The sequence below is a fragment of the Paenibacillus sp. JJ1683 genome (genome assembly GCF_053006485.1).
The window spans coordinates 3,113,709-3,132,543 of the sequence record NZ_CM129820.1; the positions used below are offsets into that span (position 1 = coordinate 3,113,709).

An 18,835-nucleotide genomic window follows, 5' to 3' on the forward strand; every position below is an offset into this window, starting at 1 on the left:
TCAGCCAGACACTGGCTAAAGGGATTCCCTTTTTTATTAGCACAAATATGGTATCCTACTCTGTTCCATCAATCTTTGCTAGCGAACGGTAAATATCCATATAAGCCTCGGCCGATACATCCCAACTGTACTCTCCTGCAAAGGCTGTCTGTGTAAGCTTGTTCCAATGCTCAGGTTGGCGATAGTAATCAACAGCACGACGAATGGTGTGCAGCATGTCATGTGCATTATAGTTCGTGAAACTAAAACCGTTACCTTCACCTGTGGATTCATTGTAAGCCTGTACAGTATCGTTCAGCCCTCCAGTTTCTCGCACTATAGGGATACTTCCATAACGAAGCGCCAGCAGTTGACTAATCCCACAAGGCTCAAACCTCGATGGCATAAGATACATGTCACTTGCCGCATATATTTTTCGTGACAGTGGCTCGCTAAAAGTAAGCTGCGCCGACATTTTCAGAGGATACCGTCCCGCTGCTTCCTGGAACCAGTGCTCAAAAGCCGGGTCCCCTGTTCCCAGCACGACAAACTGAATATCGTCATAATACAAGATTTCGTCAAGCACTCTCGTAACCAGATCTAGCCCCTTCATATCCACAAGTCTAGTTACCATTGCTATCATAGGTACGTCCGGACGGACCGGCAGACCTAGCTCCTTTTGCAAGGCAATTTTATTTTCCTTTTTCTTTGCCAGACTTGTGCGGTACTTTGTATAAATACGGTTGTCTGTGGCAGGATTGTAGCTTTGGGTATCAATTCCATTCACAATCCCCGTTAAGCGTCCCTGCTCTCCTAATTTACGAAGTAAACCCTCCAGTCCGTATCCGTAAAATTCAGTTTGAATCTCCTCTGCATAGGTTGGACTCACGGTCGTGACATGATCGGAGTAAGTAAGCCCACCTTTCATAAAATTCAGTCTGCCATAATATTCCACACCTTCGGAAGTAAAATAGCTTCCATCCAAGTTAAGCAGCTCCGTTAAGACCTCATATGGAAAATCACCCTGATACAACAGATTATGTATCGTAAACACCGTGCGAATATCGTTGTAAAAGGGCAAATGTCGATAATCGGCATTCAGAAGCAGCGGAACCATTGCCGTATGCCAGTCATGACAATGCACAATATCCGGCCGAAAATTCAGTTCAGGCAGCACTTCCAAAATCGCCCGGTTAAAGAAGGAGAAGCGTTCGCCATCATCCATGTAACCGTAAATACCGTCACGACCGAAGTAATATTCATTATCTATAAAATAAACCCTGATCCCGTCCAACGTCAGCTCCTCTACTCCACAATACTGATCACGCCAGCCTACAGCTACATGCTTGACCGTTACCGGACGCAGAGACTTCTTATAGGTATCGGGAATGCCCGCATATTTAGGTAAGATGATTCGGACGTCGCATCCTGCCTGATGAAGTGCCTTTGGCAGTGCGCCAATAACATCAGCCAACCCGCCTGTTTTAATAAATGGATGTGCTTCTGCTGCCGCAAACAAAATGTTCATATGTGCTTCCTCCTTATGTGGTTAATCTACTTTTTTAGACCTACGTGGTGGTGTTTTCTTGAGTATAACGATGCCTAGGGGTGGAATCGTCACCTCCAAGCTGTGAAGCTGGCCGTGGTAAGGGATTTTGGAAGTACGTATCACCCCAGAGTTAAGCTGACCACTCCCCCCAAAGTCCTTATGATCGCTGTTCAGTAATTCCATATAGCTTCCTGCCTTTTGCAACCCAATTCGATAATTTTCTCTTGGCACAGGTTGAAAATTAATGAGGACAACCAGCGTATCTCCTGCTTTTTTGCCTTTACGTAAATACGTAATCACACTCTGTCCGCGGTCTTCAGCTTCAATCCATTGATAGCCGTCCCACGAATGGTCCAATTCCCATAGTGCCTTCTCCTGAAGATATAAATGATTCAGTGCTTTCGAATATGCGTGCAGAGACCGATGACTGTCATAGTCCAGCAAAAACCAGTCAAGCTGATCCTCATCCTTCCACTCAATAAATTGACCAAATTCCCCTCCCATGAATAAAAGCTTTTTACCTGGTGAGGTCATTTGATAGCCAAGAAGTGCCCGTAGTCCGGCAAATTTTTGTTCATAGGTGCCCGGCATTTTATCAAGCAGCGACTTTTTACCATGCACAACCTCATCATGTGACAATGGCAGTGTAAAATTTTCGCTGTACGCATAGGCTATGGGGAATGTCAGCAAATTATGGCGATCGGGTCGTTGATCAAACTCTGATTCCATATAATCAAGTGTATCGTTCATCCAACCCATATTCCATTTGTAATTAAAACCGAGTCCTCCATCGCTTACTGGGGAGGTCACCATCGGCCAAGCGCTGGACTCCTCTGCCATCATGAGTGCGTATGGATAATAGCGGAATACCGTCTCATTCAGCTGTTGAAGGAAGGCGATAGCCTCCTCATTTTCAATCCCTCCCTTGGAATTGAGACAATATTGTCCATCCTGCTTTTCAAAATCAAGCCGTAACATGCTCGTCACTGCATCTACACGCAGACCATCAATATGGTACACATCCATCCAGAACAATGCATTGGAGATCAGAAAAGAACGTACTTCTGGCTTGCTATAATCGAATGTCAGGGTTCCCCAGCCGGGCTTTTCCGCAATTAGCGGGTCCGCGTATTCGAACAGCGGCGATCCGTCAAACCGTCTCAATCCATGAGCATCCTTGGCAAAATGAGCTGGAACCCAATCCATAATCACTCCAATTCCCGCCTGATGGCAACGATCCACCAAATACATAAAATCATGTGGTTCACCATAACGGCTTGTGAGTGCAAAATACCCGGTGAGTTGGTAGCCCCAGGAAAGGTCATACGGATGCTCACTCAGCGGCATCAGCTCAATATGTGTATACCCCATATCTGTTACATAAGGCACAAGAAGCTCAGCCATCTCCCTGTATGTATAAAACGTACCATCTGCTTTTTGCTTCCAAGTGCCTAGATGAAGCTCATATATATGTAGAGGTTTACCATATGGTGCTCTACGTTTACGGCGCCAAGCTGCATCATTCCAAACATAACCATCCAATGAAGCTACCACTGACGCCGTAGCCGGTCTTACTTCAGCACGTACGGCGTAAGGATCTGCTTTCAGAAATCGTTCACCATTTGGACCTGTAATGTCGTATTTGTAAAATGTTCCTTGGGATATCCCCGGAAAAAAACGACTCCAAAAACCGGATTTGGGAACCCTATATAAGGAATCCTGTTCCCCATTCCAGTTGTTGCGATCTGTAGCAAGCCCGACATGGAGAGCATGAGGAGCCCAGACCGTAAAACGAACGCCCTGTTCTCCGTTCTCCACAGTAAGGTGGGAACCCAAAGATCGGTAGCTGTGATAAAGCGTTCCTTCATGAAACAAATAAATATCTTCCGATGATATCGTCTGTTGCGGAAGAGTTTGGTCTGTCATCACGTCACCACCCTTTTATGTTTTGTGAGTAAAAATGTATGAGTCGGTAATGCATTCGCTTTTGGGTCAAAGCTGACCTGAGTTATTACCCCATTCTAGCCACAATGAACAGAAAAATGACTAGGAAAAAAATAAACCTTAGTTTTTGGGGAATCTTATATACCTGATGGTTTCAAGAGTACCCCATACCGTTTATGTATGTACTACAACAGACAACTAAACCGGGAGGGAAACGAAATGTTTAATAAAGAATGCATTGCCATGCTGCTGGCAGGCGGAGAGGGACGCCGTCTTGCTCCCCTTACTTCAACGATTGCAAAACCCGCCGTACCTTTTGGCGGTCATTACCGGATCATCGATTTTCCTCTCAGTAATTGCGTAAATTCAAACATTGATACTGTAGGTGTACTGACGCAATATGAGGCGGAATCCTTGCACGAACATATTGGGGATGGGACTCCATGGGGCCTTACAAAAACGGATGACAAAGGAATTACCCTGCTTCCATCTTATAATACAGGTAACGCTGAATACTTAGGAACGGCAGATGCTATTCATAAGAATATCGAATATATTGACAGCCAAAATCCAGAGCATGTGCTTATTTTATCCGGTGATCATATTTACTATATGAATTATCGCGAGATGCTGAACTACCATAAGGAAAAAGGAGCTGCGGCAACCATTTCTGTCATGGAGGTTCCTTGGGATGAAGCACACCGTTTTGGTGTTATGAGCGCCGATGAAGATCTGCGTGTCACTGAATTTGCAGAGAAGCCGGAGAAACCCGAAAGTAATTTGGCCTCTATGGGGATTTATCTTTTCAAATGGGATTACTTAAGAAATTACCTGTTGGAAGACGCACAGGATCCTCAATCCAGTCATGATTTTGGCAAAGATATCATACCTAAAATGCTGGCGGACCAAGAATCTCTATACGTTTATGAATTCCAAGGCTACTGGAAAGACGTAGGTACAGTTAAAAGCCTATGGGACTCCCACATGGATCTGCTCCATGAAAATTGCGCAATTGACCTTCAGCGTCAAGACTGGCCGATGTATACACGTGAACGCCGCACAAGGCTGAGCGCGCAAAAGGTGCCTGGTCGTAAAATGCAGTCATTGGACAGCCTCCTGCATGATTCCTGCCAAGTAGAAGGCCAAATTGAGCGCTCTGTAGTGTTTAGTGGCGTCGAGGTGGGAAAAGGCTCATCCATCAAGGAAAGTATCGTTATGCCCGACACACGTATTGGGCGCAACGTGCATATTGAGCATGCCATTATCGGTGAAGGTGCTGTGATTCGTGATGGTGCTGTGATTAAAGGTAATCCGAGCGAAATTATGGTTATCGGACCCAATGAAACAGTATTTGGTAAAATGGCAGTACGGCCGCAAACTACACGTATGCTAAAAGAAGCCTATGAGCGTAACACACGCTTGCGTGCAGAAGGCTTTACATCATAACTCTCCCTAAAATTTCAAATAGCCAGCCCTCCAATATAGTGAGGACTGGCTGTTTTTTATTACCTCTTACAACTGACTTTAAATTTGCCCTTCCGAGAGTTGTGGTAGTTCCACGGATGACTCTGCTTGCAGAGCAGGCAATGAAACCGTAATGGTGGTTCCAGCTCCCAATTCACTTCTGATGAGCATCTGACCGTGATGACGCTCAACAAACTGTTGCGATATTGCCAATCCGAGACCCGTCCCCCCATTTTGGTGGTCTACCTGGAAAAAGCGATCCCTTACTCTGGCAAGGTTTTCTTCACTAATCCCAATCCCTGTATCCTGTACCGATATCTCGATATTACCCTTAATGCGTTGAAGAGACAGATAAATAATCGAGCTTTCATGCGAAAACTTGATAGCATTATCTACAATGTTCAAAAATACCTGCTTCAGACGGTTACCGTCTCCATGAACGAGATAAGCCGTTTCCTCGGAATCCAGTTGAAGCTTGATCCGCTTCATTTCTGCCTTTGCCCATACGTTCAGCATAATTTCCTGCAAAAGCTCTCGAAGATCAACTGTTCCCATCACGAGCTTCATGGCATTTTGCTCCAGTTTGGAAAAATCGAGAATTTCCTCCACTAAGCCAATCAGTCGATCCGTTTCCTTGGAAATAATCTGCATCCCAATTTTCGTCTCTTCCGGGTCATATCCGCCAGAATTTAACGTTTCACTCCAGCCCTTAATCGAAGTAAGCGGAGTACGCAACTCATGAGAAATGGAAGAAATAAAATCATCCTTGATTTGATTGGTTCGGACAATCTCCTGTGCCATGTAGTTCAACGTCGATGCCAATTCACCCAGTTCATAGCGATAATCGCCTTTAATACGTGCATCAAATCGTCCCTGTGCCATCTGAGCAGATACATCGCGAATGTTGTTAATCGGTCTGACAATGGAATTGGCAAGCCCTGTGCTTACTATAAATACAATAATCAGTACAGCTGCCATGATTCCCACCGAAAATAATGTAATGATGAATAATTTATCATTTACTAATTCCAACGAAGTCGTATACCGGATAATATACACCTGATCTCCGACGATATTGTCCAGTTTCTGAGATACCGCCATCACCTGCTGTCCCGTGCCGGGTTGCTTTCCGATCCATTTGCCCGTATCTCCAGCTAAGGCTTGTGTCACATCACTGGTTTGCACACTTAGATCCGCAGCAAAATTTGTCGAGTTATCAATTACATTTCCCTGTTCATCAAGCAATTGTAATTCAGTGAAGGGCAGAGAAAATGTATTCAACAAATACGATTGCAAAGACTGTTCTGGCTCTTTGAATTTGGATGCAAATTCACTTACCGATTCGATACGGCTTTCGATGTGTTTGTAAATGGAGTCGTAATAATATGACCGGAGTGCAAACATAAAAATGACTTCTACTAACAGAAGCGCCAAGAACACTACGAAAAAATAGTGAAGCACAATCTGTCGGCGAATTCCCTTTTTGATCATTGAGACTGACCTTTCCATTTATATCCATGTCCCCACACGGTTTGTAAGAAAGCCGGCTCGGATGGATTGTTTTCAATTTTCTGCCGCAGACGTCGGATATTCACATCTACAATTTTCGGATCGCCCATATATTCCTTGCCCCATACGTGGTCAAGTAGCACATCTCGGCTAAGCGGCGTATTTTCTTTCTCCAGAAAAAACTGAATCAGCGAAAACTCTGTCGGTGTCAGTTCGATCAGCTGTCCGTTTTTCTTAAATTGCTTAGCTATCAAATCCAGCGTGAACGGACCGGACTGGAAAGACACCTTGGCTGCTGTTTCACGATGTACATTTACCCGACGCAATAACGATTGGATACGTGCAATCAGCTCTGTCGGGCTGAAAGGCTTGCTCACATGATCATCAGCCCCTACAGACAAGGCATACACCTTATCCTGTTCCTGTACCTTGGCTGTCAGAAAGATAATGCCAATACGCTCATTCGTTTCCCGAATTCTCCGACAAACCTCAAAACCATCCATCCCAGGCACCATCACGTCAAGCAGCGCGATATCAATATCCCGCACCGTGTTCAAAATATTCAGAGCCTCATGCCCATCTGCCGCCTCCAGCACCTCAAAACCGTTACGTTTCAAGTTAATAACGATAAAGCTACGGATCGATTCCTCGTCTTCCATGATTAAAACTTTACTCACTCTATTCTACCTGCCTTTCCCCCATCTTGTTTTTAATGGTTTTACGTGGTTCCAGCTCGCTGGATCGCTTAATGCCAATTACCTGTGCGTTCGTTCGCCACAATTGGCTATAGCCTTCATTGTTTCGCTCCCATTGTGACAATGAGAAAAATTTAATTTCCGCTATTGTTTTGTCTGTATCATCCAGAATAAACCGCAAATAGCTGTCTTTCCTGGAAACCTTCGGATCAATAGTCACCTTGCCATGCAGCTCTTTCGGCAGTCTGAAGTAGACCTGTTCATTAGAATCACGATACTGTTGCTGCTTGAAAATCGTCCCTTTGGCCCCATCCCACTGATAGAACGATACAAAATAAGGAACTTCATCCAGCGGCCTGTTGCTCCAACCTTTAGGCTTCTCTAAATTCCCAAATTCGAGAATACCGTCACCATCCACATCACCACTGGCGATGGTAGCATCCTTAAAGGTAACATCCATAAGATTGAGCTTTCTGAGTTTGCCGTGATCCATCACGATAACATTGGAAACCGTAGTTGTCTCGGCAATCTTTGTATCAATAATGATCCCTTGCCTACCTTGGGCTACCTTACCAGCGACAACATTGTAGACACCTAAAGCCTGACTGTCCAATTCCAACGATCCGATCTCCTTAAAGGTCCCTCCGCTGAACTGGAATGTTTTCACGGTAAAAAATTCATTACGACGGAGCAAGATAATCGTCAAGTCATTCAGATTGTCCCCGTTCAAATCTATCTTCTTATGGTTAAAATCGTCTACCACGAAGTCCGTATAGCCCGTTGCATATATTTTTTCCAACGTTCCTCCAGTATAAGAGTACACGATGAGGCCCTTCTGGTCCCCGTTTTCACCACTGTCTCCGCTCGAAAAACCTGCTACAATATCAAGCGTACCGTCATTGGTTAAATCCACAAGCTTAAATGATTCCAACACCGTGCCTTCCCCATCAAATGTAAGCTTCTTTACCCACGTGCCGCCCTGATCTTCAAACAAGGCACCATGTATCTTTACGCTCTCATCTGGTGTTTCATAAAAGAGCACCGCTTCATCTATACCATCATTATTCAAATCTCCCGTCCGAATTGGCGTAGGATCATCCGGATCGTTCGGCCTTAAAGGCTGTACCGCCCCTAATTGCGTATTTACTGCTCCATTCAGCTGTTGTTTCTCATCAGACATCGTTGGTGTCTGCATCAGCGAAATCGGATCGCTAATCACATTACAGCCGCTTAAAAATCCAGCAAGGAGCAGCAAGGAACAGCAGCACGCCACCATTTTCAACAGCATTTTTTTCACTTCTCTTGCCGTCCCCTTCACAATTTGTTCTTTTCTGCCTGTGTCAATCGTCTTCCCTGGATATCAAACACCAGCTCGCCCTCATTCAGCCCCCAGATTCGGGAAGCAAAACGTTCAGCCATTTCCAGCGGCAGTACAGTAATGATTGTTACTCGTTCGTCAGAACACAGCTTGCGAAAGGTTTCCAGTACATGCGCTGCTGAGGCAGGATCAAGTCCATTTACAGGCTCATCAGCTAAAATAACCTTAGCTCCGTGAACGAGAGCACGCGCTGTGGCTACCCGCTGCCGTTCGCCGCCGCTGAGCTTGTCGCATTTATCATGCGCCTTATCCAGCAGACCCAGATCCTCCAGAACGTCCATCGCTCCCATATAATCGTCGGAACGCACCATACCAGTAACCATTCTCCACCAGGGGGTCTGACCCGATCTGCCAATGAGCACATTTTTAAGAGCGGTCCGATTCATATTAAGATGCGGATTTTGCTCCAGATATGCCCATTCCCGCTTTAATTTCATCTTGCCTGTCCACCCGGATTTCAGTACATCATTGCCTCCTACAATTAAACTGCCTTCTTCCCAAGATTCATGTAAAGCAAGACAGCGAAGAAGTGTCGTTTTACCGCTTCCGCTTGGCCCCACTATAGCAATGAATTCACCCTGATGAATTTCAGCATCAATCCCTCGAAGCAACGGGATACGTTCAGGCCCCACGTGCTTGGTCAGCTTCCGAATTTTAATCATCTATGATTCCCCTTTGTCCGCCATCAATACATATTTATATTTTATAGTAATTGTGAAACAAATACCATGCAAACCGCAGTTTTAAACCGCCGGTGCTCTTTTTCGGGAAAACAAACCTAACAATCCAAAAACAATGTAACTACCTCCAAGGACTAGAAACATGCTGCCTTGAGTTCCAATGTCCAGCAACCCTCCGCTAATATTAGGTCCGACCACACTTCCCAGATTAAAATGAAAGGATGCCAGCACATTTGCAGCCGCCAAAAATGATTTGGGCAACAGGTCAGCTGCATAGGCCAAACCAAGTGAGAAAAAGGAGCCTACCAATCCACCTGCGATGGTCAGCAATACCAAAGTGAACATAAAATGATTACCACTCCAGGGTAGCAACATAAAGGTCAATCCTCCCGCTATACCTACGCTCATTAGCACTTTTTTACGTCCCCAACGGTCACTTAATATACCCAAAGGCAGTTGCAACACTAAGCCTCCCAAACTAACGAAAGGCAGCAAAGCAGCAATTTCATCGGTATGGAAGCCGATACGCAGGCCATAGACTGGAAAATTACTGTTCAGGCTCGCTTCCATATAACCGTATAGAAATGCAGGCAACAGAGCGTACCATGCCCAGCTATAGCTGCGTCGGAATCTTTGTGTGGGACGCGCCTCAGTTTCCTGCTTCTCCGGTCTGGAGTCAGGTAGCTTGATTAACACTAACAGCAACACAAGCAAGCACAAAAAAGCCAACGCAGCAAATGGAACCAGCATTCCATAATCGAGTAGCCATAATCCCAATGGGCCTAATGCAAAACCCAGACCGTAAGACATACCATAAAAGGAAATGTTGCGGCCTCGATTCTCTGGTGGAGTTACTAGCAATATCCACAACTGCGCAGAATAGTGCAACGCACTGTCTCCAATACCTACGAGCAGACGCAGTACGAACCAAATCCGAATATCAGGAATTAGCGGGAACAGCAGCAGCGTAATGAGCACAAGCACAAGACCACCGGCCATCAGCTTTTTGAACCCCAGCCATCCCAAAGTCCGTTCAGCCACCAGTGTCATTGCAAATGAACCAATATACAGTGCAGCCGCGTTCATTCCGTTTAGCGAAGACGAAACCCCCATTTGTTCCAAAGAAATCGACAAAATAGGTAATAGTAAACCCTGACATAATCCAGCAACAATAATAACTGCAATTAAAATAAAATAATGAACACGTAACGACGACGACATCCTAGCTCCTCCTGCCCGAACAATTAAATTATTAACATCATAAAATGAATGCTTAGAAATGATTTGCATTTGATACCATAATCAATAATAATTCTTATCACGATGTATACCATGACCATCTGAAAAATCGGTATATTACATATTAAGATGTTTTTAGCGTTAATTTTAGTGTATTAAAGAGAGAAAGAAAAAAATCGCCATCTGAGATGACGATTTTACGGATAGAGCTAGTCTGGTATGTATCCGACTCCATTTGGTGAGCCTCGTATGTTCAATCCGACCAAGTTCACGTCACAACGCACTATTTCATATTATAGTGGACAATGCCCGGCAGAACAAGCCATAATAAATAAGTGGGCAATTTCAAAATGCTCATGTTTTGCTTATGGACGGGCTTTATTTACGTTCACCGCTCTGGGCTAGAAGACAGAATAGGAGGCATTTGGTTCCATGAGTTATCAAATTAAAATAGACACTTCTCCAATTTATGAATTGCTCGGCAGCTTTATGGCCTATGTAACTAAAAAGTGGGTCCAAGATATGGACTTGGGCCATGAATGGATCGACAAGGTGGATGCACGACTACAACAAGAAGTTCGTACTGAGCTTGCTACAGCTCAGGATTGCCCTTTTAGCGATTATGACGCACTCTATGCCTGGGCGTTGCTTCGACCGGAATCAGATGAAATATCCGACTATATTTCTTACTTGGATCACGGACCGGACAAGGATATGTTTGAGCTGCTTGTTCCGCATATTCCTTTTTTAACCTTTGAAGAATCTTTACGCATTCGTAAGGTATATGCACCACTCCTCAGATTGTGGGATCGTGATTACTTTCGGACGTTGGAAGGCGAACTGCGTGTGTTGGCAGAAGAAGACGCTGCAGAAAAGCGCATGCTGTTAAGTAAAATGGAACCGGAAGCACTTGTTGAATATGCGACAGCTGGACTAGTTGTGCCCCATATGGAAGATCTCGATACAGTGGTGCTGTTTCCGGTCGTCCATAACCGCCCAATTAATTCATACTGCTTTTATACCCGCACACTGCTGATTCAGTATCCGGTAGATATCCCCGAGGAGAGTGAGGAAGAACCGCCTACGCTTCTACTACGACTTACTCGTGCTGTCAATGATCCGCAACGACTGCGTATTCTGCGTTATGTAGCTCAAGGTCCTAAGTCTCTCGAAGACATGCGCCATGATTTAAGCCGATTGGAAGATACACTTATGTCTGATATGATGATTTTGCGTGTGGCTGGCTTGCTCCGCATCCACATTGGACGCTATCACAAGGAAAAATTCAGCATCCGTCCCGACGGTGCGGCTGATTTGCAGGTATTTTTGGAATCCTATATTGGATTGTAATTTGAATCGCAACTTAGTTATAAACCGAACACCGTTAAAGCTTTGGCTTGGAAGGAGTATGCATCATGTCGTATCCGAAGCAGCACATTTTATTTGATCTTGATGACACTTTGGTCCACTGCAACAAGTATTTCGATCTTATTCTCAACCACTTTTTCGATTTGCTTCAGGAATGGTTTGCAGCTCATAACCTAACAAGAAATTCGATCCGTGAAAAACAAATCGAAATTGATGTGGCTGGAGTTCATCAGGTGGGTTTTGCCAGCGAGCATTTTCCACAATCCCTAATAGATACGTACCAGTTTTTCTCGGAACAATTTGGACGCCGTACGGATTCTCGGGAAGAGCAGGAGCTTCGCTCGCTTGGCCGAAGTGTGTACGAGCAGGAAATCGAACCGTATCCAGGTATGGCCGAAACGTTAAATTCACTCCAAAAAGCAGGGCATTCCCTTCATCTTTACACTGGGGGTGAGCAGGTCATTCAAGAAAGAAAGATTGAACAAATGAAGTTGGCTACTTACTTTGATGACCGCATCTACATTCGCCAGCATAAAAATGTAGATGCACTGGAAGAAATCATCCAAATGAATCGCTTGGACCGAAGCATCACCTGGATGATTGGGAATTCTTTACGCACCGACGTATCTCCAGCCCTTGCGGCAGGTATTCACGCTGTGTATCTTAAGCAGCCCAAAGAATGGATTTACAATATGGTTGAATTGCAAAAAAACGTGAACTCTGTGATGTATACTATACAGAAGCTAACAGAAGTGCCACGGGTGATCCACGAAAGCATACAATTGCATCAACAAAAAAGGACCCTCGGATAGGGTCCTTTTTTTGTTGATGCTCCTATCTCAGGCATCCTCACGAACGCTAAGTTGTCCTGTTCCTGGCACATCCAGAACAATCCGCGCTTTGACGGTCGATCCATCTTTACGTTTAAAAGACAACAATTGCGTCTGCCCCTTGGCGAGCAGGGACTTGAGCATCGTTTCGGTAATCTGCTTGCCCGCATATTCCTTCCAAATGACAAAACCACAGCCCTGCTTAAAGTGGCTACACCCATACCCTTTGCGGCCTTCAATAATGCTTCCACCGCAATTGGAGCACGGGCAGCTGCCTAACGCCTGCCTTTGGTTCGCTGAAGTATCTGACTGTCCATCAGATGAGCTCCGCACTGCTTTTGTAGTCGAACTGCGACTTATTGGCGCCGATGCTTGCTTTAGCGCAGCACTTCCTGCACTGCTACCGCCTCCTGATGCTGTGCGGTCTCTTCCTTTGGCGGTGGTGGCACGTCCACTCGTACCTACGCCGCGGGCGTTCGTCTTTCCTCCCGAGCGATTACTCCTTGCCTCCTCGCCAAAGGCATTTGCGGGAGCAGGTGGCTGCTGCCTTACCTTATCAATGATGGACAACGTAAATCTTTTAACGTTATCCATAAACTTCTCCTGAGCTGCCTCACCCTTGGAAATTTGATGAAGACGGCGTTCCCATTGACCTGTCATCTCCGGTGAAGCTAATAGATCTACCCCGGCATGACGGATCAGGTCAATAGCCATCTTTCCCTTATCTGTAATAAGAATCTTTTTGCCCTTCATCTCAATGTAGCCGACTTTCTTTAATCGTTCAATTGTGGCGGCCCGTGTCGCAGGTGTACCTAATCCAGCATCCTTCATAACCTCGCGTAATTCCTCATTCTCCATCTGCTTTCCCGCGCTTTCCATCGCTTTAAGCAATGTGCCCTCCGTGTAGCTTTTAGGAGGCTGAGTCGCCTTTTCTTTCATCTCAGCGCGAACACAATCTACCGGACGCCCTGCATCAATTTCAAACTTCTTGTCCGTCCACTCGTCCGTTTCCTCTTCATCCTCTTTTTTGGATGTTTTGCTCTTTTTACCTTTATCCTGATCAGCCTTGCTCAAAACCACTTTCCATCCCAAGGACAGAAGCTCCTTAATATTAGTTTTAAACAGATGCTTGTCCACCTGCGTCATTACGGTATGCATTTTATATTCAGCTGGCGGAAAAAAATGCGACAGAAACCTACGAATAACCAGGTCATATACATTTTGTTCCTCCTTGCTTAGCGTTCCCGGCCTTTTTAACGTCGGCAAAATAGCATGGTGATCCTCAACACGAGACGGATTGCAGACCGATTTATTCTGTTTATGGACCAAATTAGGGTTTGCTTGTTGTACCAGATCAGCATAAGGGCCTGTCCCCAGCATCCGTAATGCCTTATGCATGCCGTCTATATTCTGCTCTGTCACATAATTAGAGTTGGTCCGCGGATAGGAAATGACCTTGTGACGCTCATAAAGAGCTTGTGCCACATCCAGCGTTTTTTTAGCCGAATAACCGTACTTGGCATTCGCCTCGCGTTGAAGCAGCGTCAAATCGTATAATTTAAAAGGATACTCCTTTGTCTGCTTCGTATCATATTTGGTAATTTTACCCTCTTTCCCGCGTACCGCCGCAGCGATCCCCTCAGCTTCTTCCGGATTCGTCAGCCGATCACCCTGCCATGCCCCTTTGTACTTAATCTGATCTTGTTTGAACTCAGCCCATACGTCATAGAAGGTTTGAGACTGAAATGCTTCAATTTCCTTTTCTCGATCATGAATTAGTGCCAACACGGGAGTCTGCACCCGTCCTACCGACAGCAAGGTGTTATGTCGTGTTGTGAACGCTCTGGAGGCGTTCATGCCAATCAGCCAGTCCGCTTCACTTCGTGCCCGCGCAGCTTGAGTCAGGAATTCAAACTCCGAGGCATCTCGCAATCGTTCAAAGCCAGTCGCAATACTTTCCGCCGTCAAGTCCGAGATCCACAATCGCTTAACCGGCTGTCGTAGCTTTAACTGCTGCTGAATTAACGCAAAAATATATTGCCCCTCCCGTCCAGCATCACAAGCATTCACGATAGCATTGCAGCGTTTGGCCAGCTCACCAATCATTTTTAGCTGATCTTTTGTTTTCGGATTAGGTACGATTTTGAATTGTTCAGGGATAATCGGAAGATCTTGAATATTCCATCGTTTGTACTTAGCATCGTAAGCATCCGGCTCAGCCAGACCCAACAAATGACCGATCGCCCAGGTTACAATGTATTTCTCCCCTTCCAAATAGGTACGGTTATTTTTAGCACGCGGCTCCATAACAGCGGCAATTGTCCGCCCCATATCTGGTTTCTCAGCAATAATCAACGTCTTCATTCATTCCATTCCTTCCTGACGGCCTTCTGTTTCTCCTCCATGAATCATAGATATACATGGAACGCAAATGAAAACACAGGTTCCCGGCCTCATGCAAAAGGAGCCTTCTCCCGGCGAAAGCTCCTTTGTAAATTCATTTAGTCTAGCGCTTCAACAATGTACGTCTATTATACCATAGATATCATGATTCTCTCAGGTCATGATTTTATGTAACCTTGGAAAAGATCATGTCATCTTCCTTTTAAAGCAATATAAATATAGAAAACCCAAAATAAAACTGCACTATTAGCAAACTTGTGTAATATTAATGTTAATTTATATTACGCAATTTAAGTTTTTATCTAATTATTTTGTAAAATAAATGTATTTTTCTTTGAAAAGGCTACACAAGCCGTCCTTATTTATGTTATGATTATTTTAGATAACAACTACATGATTAAAAAGTTAATTTTAAGTTAATTTATATAACATTTAGTTTACAACGTTTTGTATACCTCACTAGAAAATTGGTTTCAACAACGACTAGTGATAAAGCTTTAAACACAAATAAAGCCCCATCCTAAGATGGAGCCTTTACTTGATTCGTAACGTAACATAAAAATTTATAATTATACCAAAACAGTAGCACCCATGAGGTATTTATCAACTTCACGTGCTGCTTCTCGGCCTTCATTAATTGCCCACACCACAAGACTTTGTCCGCGGCGCATGTCACCCGCAGCAAACACCTTATCCACATTCGTCACATATTTCCCATAACGAGCCTTAACGTTGGAGCGACGGTCTGTTTCCAAACCTATTTCCTTCACAATCGTTTGCTCAGGCCCATCAAATCCAATTGCAATCAGCGCAATTTGTGCCGGAAATACGCGTTCCGTACCTGGAATTGGTTGATAGATTTTACGTCCAGTTTCATCAACAATACGTTGAATTTGAATGGTGTGTAGTTCTTTCAGATTGCCATTCTCATCACCCACAAATTTGGTTGTCATAATGGAGAACTCACGCGGGTCTTCACCGAACAACGCTTTCGCTTCTTCCTGTGCATAATCGAGAGAGTACACATTCGGAAACTGCGGCCAAGGATTCGCAATCGGATCACGTTCCAGCGGAGCTTTGGTGTGTGTGCCAAATTGAGTGACACTCCGGCAACCGTGCCGCAAAGAAGTAGCTACACAGTCCGAACCTGTATCACCGCCACCGATAACAATAACGTCCTTACCTTTGGAGGACAAATAGTTGCCATCTTCGAGGTTGGAATCCAGATAACTCTTGATGGTGCCATTCAAATAATCCATAGCATAATGGACACCATTCAAATCGCTGCCTTCAATATTGAATTCTCTCGGCTTTGTAGATCCACCGCATAGCACAACTGCATCATAGTCAGCAATCAGCTGCTCAGTAGGGATATCCTTGCCGATTTCCGTATTCGTGATGAATTGGATACCTTCAGCCTCCAGCAAATCTACACGGCGCTGTACAACCTTCTTATCCAGCTTCATGGATGGGATTCCATACATCAGTAACCCACCTACACGATCTGCACGCTCATACACTGTCACGCTGTGACCTGCTTTGTTAAGCTGTGCTGCCGCAGCCAATCCCGCAGGACCCGAGCCAACAATAGCCACTCGTTTGCCTGTACGTTTTTCCGGCGGGTTAGGAACGACCCAACCTTCCTCAAAGCCTTTTTCGATAATCGCTTCCTCAATTGTCTTAATGGTAACAGACTCCCCAATAAGGCCAACTGTACATGAACCTTCACATGGCGCAGGACAGACACGACCCGTAAATTCTGGAAAGTTATTCGTTTTGTGCAGCCGATCTAGCGCTTCCTTCCACAAACCACGATATACGAGATTGTTCCATTCCGGAATAAGATTATGAACTGGGCAGCCTAAAGTTGCTCCCATGAGATCCATCCCCGTATGACAATAAGGAGTTCCGCAGTCCATACAACGCGCCCCTTGGGTACGCAGCTCTTCTTCAGACATATGCTTATGGAATTCTTCCCAATCCTTTATACGCTCTGCCGGGTCCCGGTCTGTAGGAAGCTGTCGTGTGTATTCCATAAATCCAGTTGGTGTAGACATGTTACGTTCCCCCATCTCTTCGCTTATGAACCCCGATCATCCATTCAGAATTCTAATCAAATTCGAACTTGTCTGTTTGTGTTATGAAAGGGTCTGTTCTCATTGAATTTGATTTATTGTATCACAATACAGCGTAAAAGTAATGAAAACTTATGCAACTTTCTGCATCTACAGCCAAAAGGATTTTTTATATGGTTTATTAATTTTTCAAATGAGCTAGGTTGAATTCCTGTATGTTATTCTGTTCTCTCGTAAACAACAAAACGGTAGTCATACAAGTTTTTGTCGTCCTTGATACCTGGCGTCTCACTGACTATAGTCCAGCCGCTCCAATCCAGCTCAGGAAACGTCGTATCGCCTTCAAAAGTCTCCTCAATTCGAGTCACAATCAGTCGATCCGCATGTGGCCAAAACAGTGAATAAATCTCCGCTCCGCCAATGACCATTAGCTCTTCTTGCTGTGCAAGTTGGAGCCCCTCCTCCAGTGTATGGATCACTTCTGCACCTTCCGCCTGATAACTCTCATCTCGAGTCAAAACGACGTTGCGGCGGTTTGTTAGGCTTCTCCCGCCAAAGGATTCCCACGTCTTGCGTCCCATGAGTACTGTTTTATTAATCGTCTGCTCTTTGAAGAAGGCCATATCTCTGGGAAGACGCCAAGGAAGTCTGTTATCCCGACCAATCACACCATTTTGTGCCATAGCCCATATCATCGAAATGCTCATCTTTCCACCTCCTCTAATCAGATGGCGACAGGCGCCTTAATCCCTGGATGATGCTCGTAATTCTCAAAAACAAAATCCTCGTAAGTGTAATCAAAAATGGATTCAGGCTTGCGCAGGATTTTCAACTGTGGCAAGGGATAAGGATCACGCTCCAACTGCGTATGCACTTGTTGTATATGGTTTGAATAAATATGCACATCGCCGCCTGACCAAATAAACTCTCCAGGCTCCAAACCGCACTGCTGTGCAACCATATGCGTCAGCAATGCATAACTAGCGATGTTGAACGGCAGTCCAAGGAATGTATCCACTGAACGCATCGTCAGCATACAGGATAGCTTTCCCCCAGCTACGTAGAACTGGAATACAAAATGACATGGCGGCAATTTCATCGATTCAATTTCAGCCACATTCCAAGCACTGACAATATGTCGACGTGAATCCGGATTGTTTTTGATAGCTTCAATGACATTCGCAATTTGATCAATATGTTGTCCGTCCGTTGTTTCCCATGCGCGCCATTGCGATCCATATACAGGTCCCAGATTCCCCTGTTCATCTGCCCATTCATCCCAAATGCTAACTCCGTTCTCCTTGAGATAAGCAATATTGGTATCACCTCGCAAAAACCATAACAGCTCATGTATAACGGATTTCAAATGTACTCTTTTAGTGGTCACTAACGGGAAGCCCTTGGCCAGATCAAAACGAAGTTGCCTTCCGAAAACAGATAATGTTCCCGTTCCTGTCCGATCCTCTTTTTTTACCCCGTTCTCTAAAATATCCTCCAGCAATTCCAAGTAGTTGCGCACGTTGTTTCTCTCCTTTGAGCATGAATAAAAAACAGTATTGTCCATTTTTAATTTTGAAAACTCTCGATCTACACCATTAATCTATATTTAGTTTATCATGTAGGGTACTTTTTTGACCATGTACTGTGTGAATTTTCATGATAGTCCAATAATCTTAAAGTTTGAAAAAAAGAGACAAAGAGCGCACATATAGCGCTCCTTGC

General features: G+C 44.8%; 14 protein-coding genes. 3 read left to right on the forward strand and 11 right to left on the reverse strand.

The window, feature by feature from the left end:
* Positions 1-55 precede the first annotated feature (55 nt).
* Entirely contained in the window at positions 56-1,507 is a 1,452-nt protein-coding gene (gene glgA / locus ACUC6J_RS13200) for a glycogen synthase GlgA (protein ID WP_103042470.1), read from the reverse strand.
* A gap of 21 nt (positions 1,508-1,528) precedes the next feature.
* Positions 1,529-3,454 (reverse strand): 1,4-alpha-glucan branching protein GlgB, encoded by a 1,926-nt coding sequence (glgB, locus tag ACUC6J_RS13205; protein WP_107733526.1) that lies wholly within the window; start codon positions 3,452-3,454, stop codon positions 1,529-1,531.
* A gap of 237 nt (positions 3,455-3,691) precedes the next feature.
* Between glgB and ACUC6J_RS13210 the strand changes: the two genes are divergently transcribed.
* Entirely contained in the window at positions 3,692-4,918 is a 1,227-nt protein-coding gene (locus tag ACUC6J_RS13210) for a glucose-1-phosphate adenylyltransferase (protein ID WP_017427730.1), read from the forward strand.
* Between the two features lie 78 nt (positions 4,919-4,996).
* Here ACUC6J_RS13210 and ACUC6J_RS13215 read toward each other — a convergent pair whose 3' ends face one another.
* The 5 genes from ACUC6J_RS13215 to ACUC6J_RS13235 form a co-directional block, all read right to left on the reverse strand.
* On the reverse strand, positions 4,997-6,427 hold the full coding sequence (locus ACUC6J_RS13215; RefSeq protein ID WP_447248963.1) for a sensor histidine kinase: 1,431 nt from the start codon (positions 6,425-6,427) through the stop codon (positions 4,997-4,999).
* Positions 6,424-7,122: a response regulator transcription factor gene (locus ACUC6J_RS13220; protein WP_016820715.1), complete on the reverse strand. Its 699-nt coding sequence runs from the start codon at positions 7,120-7,122 to the stop codon at positions 6,424-6,426. Before ACUC6J_RS13220 ends, ACUC6J_RS13215 begins: the two co-directional genes overlap by 4 nt.
* 1 nt (position 7,123) lies before the next feature.
* Positions 7,124-8,458, reverse strand: a complete 1,335-nt coding sequence (locus tag ACUC6J_RS13225) for a hypothetical protein (protein ID WP_338128155.1) — start codon at positions 8,456-8,458, stop codon at positions 7,124-7,126.
* Positions 8,455-9,180: a phosphonate ABC transporter ATP-binding protein gene (locus tag ACUC6J_RS13230; RefSeq protein ID WP_330720979.1), complete on the reverse strand. Its 726-nt coding sequence runs from the start codon at positions 9,178-9,180 to the stop codon at positions 8,455-8,457. The genes ACUC6J_RS13225 and ACUC6J_RS13230 overlap by 4 nt, the downstream gene beginning before the upstream one ends.
* An 81-nt stretch (positions 9,181-9,261) precedes the next feature.
* Positions 9,262-10,419 carry an MFS transporter gene (locus ACUC6J_RS13235; protein WP_447248964.1) on the reverse strand — a complete coding sequence of 386 codons (1,158 nt, stop codon included), beginning with the start codon at positions 10,417-10,419 and terminating at the stop codon, positions 9,262-9,264.
* Between the two features lie 450 nt (positions 10,420-10,869).
* Here ACUC6J_RS13235 and ACUC6J_RS13240 point away from each other — a divergent pair, with 450 nt between their 5' ends.
* Complete coding sequence (locus tag ACUC6J_RS13240) at positions 10,870-11,787, forward strand: hypothetical protein (protein WP_017427725.1); 918 nt, start codon at positions 10,870-10,872, stop codon at positions 11,785-11,787.
* 65 nt (positions 11,788-11,852) lie between these two features.
* Positions 11,853-12,617, forward strand: coding sequence for an HAD family hydrolase (locus ACUC6J_RS13245; RefSeq protein WP_031461575.1), 765 nt, complete (start codon positions 11,853-11,855; stop codon positions 12,615-12,617).
* Between the two features lie 27 nt (positions 12,618-12,644).
* On the opposite strand, the gene ACUC6J_RS13250 is transcribed toward ACUC6J_RS13245, so the two are convergent.
* From ACUC6J_RS13250 to thyA, 4 genes are all read right to left on the reverse strand, one after another.
* Complete coding sequence (locus ACUC6J_RS13250) at positions 12,645-14,999, reverse strand: DNA topoisomerase 3 (RefSeq protein WP_447248965.1); 2,355 nt, start codon at positions 14,997-14,999, stop codon at positions 12,645-12,647.
* Positions 15,000-15,607: 608 nt separating this feature from the next.
* On the reverse strand, positions 15,608-17,095 hold the full coding sequence (locus ACUC6J_RS13255) for a glutamate synthase subunit beta (protein ID WP_164965479.1): 1,488 nt from the start codon (positions 17,093-17,095) through the stop codon (positions 15,608-15,610).
* 236 nt (positions 17,096-17,331) lie between these two features.
* Positions 17,332-17,820 (reverse strand): dihydrofolate reductase, encoded by a 489-nt coding sequence (locus tag ACUC6J_RS13260; protein WP_447248966.1) that lies wholly within the window; start codon positions 17,818-17,820, stop codon positions 17,332-17,334.
* A gap of 17 nt (positions 17,821-17,837) precedes the next feature.
* Complete coding sequence (gene thyA, locus ACUC6J_RS13265) at positions 17,838-18,632, reverse strand: thymidylate synthase (protein ID WP_016820707.1); 795 nt, start codon at positions 18,630-18,632, stop codon at positions 17,838-17,840.
* Positions 18,633-18,835 lie beyond the last annotated feature (203 nt).

Coding starts and splice junctions, on each gene's coding strand:
- ACUC6J_RS13230 (WP_330720979.1), bottom strand. CDS start 9,180: ATGATTAAAATTCGGAAGCTGACCAAGCACGTGGGGCCTGAACGTATC.
- ACUC6J_RS13250 (WP_447248965.1), bottom strand. CDS start 14,999: ATGAAGACGTTGATTATTGCTGAGAAACCAGATATGGGGCGGACAATT.
- ACUC6J_RS13255 (WP_164965479.1), bottom strand. CDS start 17,095: ATGTCTACACCAACTGGATTTATGGAATACACACGACAGCTTCCTACA.
- ACUC6J_RS13215 (WP_447248963.1), bottom strand. CDS start 6,427: ATGATCAAAAAGGGAATTCGCCGACAGATTGTGCTTCACTATTTTTTC.
- glgA (WP_103042470.1), bottom strand. CDS start 1,507: ATGAACATTTTGTTTGCGGCAGCAGAAGCACATCCATTTATTAAAACA.
- ACUC6J_RS13210 (WP_017427730.1), top strand. CDS start 3,692: ATGTTTAATAAAGAATGCATTGCCATGCTGCTGGCAGGCGGAGAGGGA.
- ACUC6J_RS13260 (WP_447248966.1), bottom strand. CDS start 17,820: ATGAGCATTTCGATGATATGGGCTATGGCACAAAATGGTGTGATTGGT.
- ACUC6J_RS13245 (WP_031461575.1), top strand. CDS start 11,853: ATGTCGTATCCGAAGCAGCACATTTTATTTGATCTTGATGACACTTTG.
- glgB (WP_107733526.1), bottom strand. CDS start 3,454: ATGACAGACCAAACTCTTCCGCAACAGACGATATCATCGGAAGATATT.
- ACUC6J_RS13235 (WP_447248964.1), bottom strand. CDS start 10,419: ATGTCGTCGTCGTTACGTGTTCATTATTTTATTTTAATTGCAGTTATT.
- ACUC6J_RS13240 (WP_017427725.1), top strand. CDS start 10,870: ATGAGTTATCAAATTAAAATAGACACTTCTCCAATTTATGAATTGCTC.